General features: G+C 66.6%; 3 protein-coding genes and 1 pseudogene. 2 read left to right on the top strand and 2 right to left on the bottom strand.

The window, feature by feature from the left end:
* Positions 1–226: pseudogene (locus AC08OO_RS20920) on the bottom strand (hypothetical protein); the annotation flags it as partial.
* Positions 227–544: 318 nt separating this feature from the next.
* Complete coding sequence (locus AC08OO_RS20915; protein ID WP_476618950.1) at positions 545–1843, bottom strand: IS256 family transposase; 1299 nt, start codon at positions 1841–1843, stop codon at positions 545–547.
* A gap of 313 nt (positions 1844–2156) precedes the next feature.
* Between AC08OO_RS20915 and AC08OO_RS20910 the strand changes: the two genes are divergently transcribed.
* Together AC08OO_RS20910 and AC08OO_RS20905 are read left to right on the top strand one after the other, a co-directional pair.
* Positions 2157–2981 (top strand): transposase family protein, encoded by an 825-nt coding sequence (locus AC08OO_RS20910; protein ID WP_476611404.1) that lies wholly within the window; start codon positions 2157–2159, stop codon positions 2979–2981.
* Positions 2982–3590: 609 nt separating this feature from the next.
* On the top strand, positions 3591–4394 hold an 804-nt coding region (locus tag AC08OO_RS20905; RefSeq protein ID WP_476611405.1), incomplete at its 3' end, for a reverse transcriptase N-terminal domain-containing protein.

Genomic DNA, 4394 nt, shown 5'->3' with positions numbered 1-4394 from the left:
CGCCGGTGGATTCCAGAACCACGACCTCCACCTCGCGCTCCAGCAGCCAGGCACACAGACGCCGGACCTCGGCGGTGGTCGTACCGAACCGCTCGGTCTCCAGCAGCCAGCTGCCAGCCCGTTGCGGGCTCGGAGTTCGGGTGCAGGCCACGAGGAACCGCCTCCCCAGATCCACTCCCGCGGCCCGCAGGTGGATGACCTCGTCCTTCACGTTCTGCCGGGGCATCGCCTCTCCCTCCGTGACACGCCAGCGGGCGTCCCGGAGGGGCCAGAGGAAGAGGTGGAGTCTGACACGCGTGCTCCAGGCAGCAGCAGACCGCCACCCTGGCAACAAACCGTGGTCCCCTGATCGACCCCCATCGCCATCCTGTCAAAGCGAGCTCACCGGCATCGCAGACCCATCGGCTGACCGGGACACCCGAGGACATTTTCCCGCACTCGTGGTGATCAGCGAAGCGATCTAGCCCACCTGTCAACTTAACGGTGTAACGGGTGATGTTGGTGCTACTCGGAGACCACTAGCGTGTGATTACCGTGGGTGATGCTATTTGCGGCCGGCGGACAGGCGTCCGTCGAAGGCCAGGTCGAAGGCGTTGAGCGGGGCCTTCCAGCGGATCATCCACTTCTGTCGGCCTCGTCCGGTGGGGTCAAGGCTGATGATCGTGAGGTAGAGGTGCTTGAGGGCGGCCTGCTCGTTCGGGAAGTGGCCGCGGGCCTTCACCGGTCGGCGGAACCGCGAGTTCAGGGACTCGATGGCGTTGGTCGAGCAGATGACGGTTCTGATCTCGGTGTCGAAGCGCAGGAACGGGACGAACTCGGCCCAGGCGTTCTCCCACAGCCGGATGATCGCGGGATACTTCTTCTCCCAGACGCCCGAGAACTCGGCGAACCGGTCGAGCGCGGCCGCCTCGGTCGGGGCGGTGTAGACCGGCTTGAGATCCTTCGCGAGCGCGGGCCAGTCCTTCTTGCTCGCATATCGGAACGAGTTTCGCAAGAGGTGCACGATGCAGGTCCGCACGACCGTCCGCGGCCAGACCTGCCCGACCGCGTCGGGCAGGCCGGTCAGCCCGTCGCAGACGAGGATGAGCACGTCGGCCACGCCGCGGTTCTTCAGGTCCGTCAGGACCATCTGCCAGTGCTTGGCGCCCTCACCCCCGGTCCCGGCCCACAGGCCCAGCACGTCGCGCTCGCCGTCGGCGGTGACCCCGATGGCGGCGTAGACCGGCCGGTTCGCGACCTGCCCATCGCGGATCTTCACGACGATCGCGTCGATGAACACGACCGCGTAGACCGCGTCCAGCGGGCGGGCGCGCCAGGCCTCCATGCCCTCGATCACCTTGTCGGTGATGTCGGAGATCGTCTGCCGGGAGACCTCGGTGCCGTAGGTCTCGACGAGATGGGCCTGGACCTCACCCGTCGTCAGTCCCTTCGCGACCAGGGAGACCACAAGGTCCTCGACCCCGTCGAGGCGCCGCTGCCGCTTCGCGACGATCGCCGGGGCGAAGCTGCCGTCCCGGTCACGCGGCACGTCGATCGCGACCGGCCCGATCTCGGTGATCACCGTCTTCGTCCGGGTGCCGTTACGGGAGTTCCCCCCGGTGCGCCCGGCCGGATCGTGCGCCTCGTAGCCGAGATGCGCCGTCATCTCGGCCTCGAGAGCGGTCTCGAGGACCATCTTCGTCAGCTTCCCGAGCATCCCGCCCGGCCCGGTCAGCGACACACCCTCAGCCCTCGCCTGCGCGACCAGGCGCCGCGCGAGCTCCTCGTCGAGCACCGGGGCGGCCTGGGCGCCGGCGGCTGCCGGTTCGCCCGCGATCGTCCCCGCTGCCGGATCTGTCGTCATGCTGGTCATCTGGTGCCTCCTCCACCTGCGCGTATGCACAGAGTGTCACAGTGGAGTTACACCGTTGTTCTTACACGCCCGTGCGACACGAGGTCGCACGTTACAAGTGGATGTGTCGAAAGGAGGGCCGGCTGATGCCGGTGACATAATCCCGGGCCAGTGAGCCTTTCCGCGCAACGTGGTGTGGCTTTACGTGACGGTCACGCCCGGTAGTCGACACGCCCGGAATCTGCTGTTCCAACGAAAAGACGCGAGACCCTGCTAAGAGAACTGGTCCGCCTAAAGATCAGTCTCAGAAAGGTCCCGCGCCCCGGTGAGTGTGACATACACGGCGGTGTTGCCGTCGCGAGAGGAAACCGTTGTGTTCCTGGAGGGCCTGCTCGAAGCGGAGCGTGTCCGTCGCGGCACCCGCGCCGACACCCGCGCGTTGACCTGCCGGGCGCGGGCCGTACTGGTGCTGCGCTGGTTCCTCGATGCCACCCGACTGCGCCAGTTGGCCACTGACAACCAGATCTCGAAGTCGACGGCGTACGACTACCTCCACGAAGGGATCGCCGTGCTGGCCGAGCGCGCCCCGAAGCTGGAATCCGCCCTGCTCGCCGCGAAAGCCGCTGGTCACAGCCACGTCAGTGTCGATGGCACGCTGATCGAGACCGACCGGAACGCCACCCCGGGCCCGACCGCGGGAGTGGACCTGTGGTGGTCGGGCAAGCATGCCAATCACGGCGGGAACATCCAGGTCGTCACCGCGCCCGATGGCTGGCCGCTGTGGACTTCCGAGGTGCGCCCCGGCCGCGAACACGACACCACCGCGCTGCGCGCGCACCCGCAGATCTTGCCGGCGCTGGCGGTCTGGATCGCCGCAGGCCTGCCGGTCCTGGGCGATCTGGGCTACGAAGGCGAACGCGACACCGTGACCGTCGCGATCAAGAAGCCCAGGGGTGGCTCGCTCACCGACGACCAGAAAGCATCCAACAAGGCGCACAACGCCCAACGGGCCGTCGGCGAACGCGGGAACTCGCTCTTGAAGATGACGTTCAAGGCGCTGCGCAACGTCAGCGTCTGCCCGTGGAAGATCGGGAAGATTGTCGCCGCCGCTCTCGTGCTCCCGCACATCGAGCATGATCGAACGACGTGATCACTAAACGTGACGATCGGTTACGCGGAAAGGCTCAGTGCCCGATGGCCCGTTCCCACCTGGGCGTGCGTCGCTGGTAACGGCGGGGTGCGAAGCCCCGGGGAAAGCCCAAGGGTCCCTGATTCATCCGGGGGTTACAGGTGAGGGAAAGACCGGGCGGGTGAACGTGAGTGAACCCTCGATGATGCCTCGTTAGGTTGAGCCCCGGATAGATGGAAGGATTGCCGGGGTTTAGGGACCAGCCGCGGTGAGGCGGCAGGCGACGGCCGTTCATTCAGTAGCGGCCGTGGTGGGCACCGCCGTCCCCGGGGTCGAGAGGGCGCCCAATCCGGTCGTTGCTTGTGCGTGTGGAACGTGGAACCCCGTCGTGGCCCGACCCGTAAGGGCCGGTGAGCCGACCGTGAGGGAGGCCGATCCCCCGGCGGGTGAAGGATGACCCAAGAAGCGAATGCCGGCATGCCGAAAGGTGACGGGAAGATCATGGCCGCAGTCGCGCCTCCTCTTGGTGTGGGTCGTGGAGGGAACCGGCCGGATACCGGACCTGGTGTCCGGGCCTGAAAGGGAGCCCACGTGGGTCAGGTGAGCCCGCGGAGACAACCGAGGACCACAGTGGCGGAACCGAAGGACACGTTGGACGCCCCGGCGAGCGCCGGGGTGAACGGACCGGAGGACGACCGGCCCGGCTGGGACTGGCACGATATCGACTGGGACCAGGCGAACCGGGAAGTACGCAGGTTACGGCAACGGATCTTCGCGGCGTCAAGGGACGGGGACACGAAACGTCTCCGGAATCTGCAGAAACTGGCCTTGCGGTCCAGGTCGAACGCTCTGGTGAGCGTGCGGCGGGTGACGGAGGTCAATACTGGCCGTCTGACCCCTGGGGTGGATGGCCGGGTCGTGCTGGACGCGCCAGAGAAGGCCGAACTGGCCGCGACGGTGCAAAGGCAGGCCCGGTCGTGGAGTGCCCAACCGGTCAGGCGGGTGTTCGTCCCGAAGCCGGGAACGAAAAAGAGCAGGCCGCTGGGAATACCGGTGATCGCCGACCGGGTGGTTCAGGCGATGGTGGTCACCGCGTTGGAACCAGAGTGGGAAGCGAGGTTCGAGCCGAAGTCGTATGGTTTCCGGCCCGGACGCAGCTGCCAGGACGCCATCGCTGCGATCTTCTGGACCGTGGCGGGTCCGCGGACGAAACGCCGGTGGGTGTTGGACGCGGACCTGGAAGCAGCGTTCGACCACGTTGACCACGATCATCTCCTCAAGCTGCTGGGAAGCTTTCCGGGACGGGAAGTGGTGGCCAGATGGCTGATGGCGGGTGTGATCGGCCCGGACGGGTATCAACCCACCACCGAAGGAGTTCCCCAAGGTGGTGTGATCAGTCCGTTGCTCTTTAATATCGCGTTGCAGGTACCTCGA

It is taken from the genome of Frankia sp. CeCAU1 (genome assembly GCF_977971845.1).
This window is presented reverse-complemented; position numbering and strand designations above follow the sequence as displayed.